The sequence below is a fragment of the Vibrio sp. 10N.222.54.A3 genome, from assembly GCF_041474095.1.
GTDB lineage: Bacteria > Pseudomonadota > Gammaproteobacteria > Enterobacterales > Vibrionaceae > Vibrio > Vibrio crassostreae_C.
Genome location: NZ_JBFRTN010000179.1, coordinates 1,070 through 1,691, shown reverse-complemented (window position 1 = coordinate 1,691; position 622 = coordinate 1,070). Strand labels below are relative to the sequence as shown.

The 622-nt window shown below is 49.4% G+C and carries 1 protein-coding gene; it reads right to left on the bottom strand.

All coding sequences use genetic code 11. The annotated features are described in order from the left end of the window. A partial coding sequence (locus tag AB4507_RS22835) for an Ig-like domain-containing protein (RefSeq protein ID WP_372183484.1) occupies positions 1 to 622 on the bottom strand: 622 nt, incomplete at both ends.

Below are 622 nucleotides of genomic sequence, written 5' to 3'. Positions count from 1 at the left end.
GTACCGGTGACAGTAATAGTCGCGGTCGATGTGATCGGCTCGCCACTTTCATCGCTCATGGTGTACGTCACCACGACTTGCTCTGTTACACCTACTGGCAGGTGATCAAAATCTTCGCCAGTCGCTTCAAACACAAGTTTGTTATTAACGATGGTCACCAGACCTTTGTCCGAGCTCACATTGTCTAAGGTAAAGGTCGCACCATCGTCTAAATCGGTGTCGTTAGCCAACACATCAACGGTTACTGTGCTGTTCTCTTGAACTGCCCCAGTGTCTGCATTGGCAATTGGGAGATCGTTAGTACCGGTGACAGTAATAGTCGCGGTCGATGTGATCGGCTCGCCACTTTCATCGCTCATGGTGTACGTCACCACGACCTGCTCTGTTACACCGGCTGGCAGGTGATCAAAATCTTCGCCAGTCGCTTCAAACACAAGTTTGTTATCAACGATGGTCGCCAGACCTTTATCTGAGCTCACATTGTCTAAGGTAAAGGTCGCACCATCATCTAAATCGGTGTCGTTAGCCAATACATCAACGGTTACTGTGCTGTTCTCTTGAACTGCCCCAGAGTCTGCATTGGCAATTGGGAGATCGTTAGTGCCGGTGACAGTAATAGTCG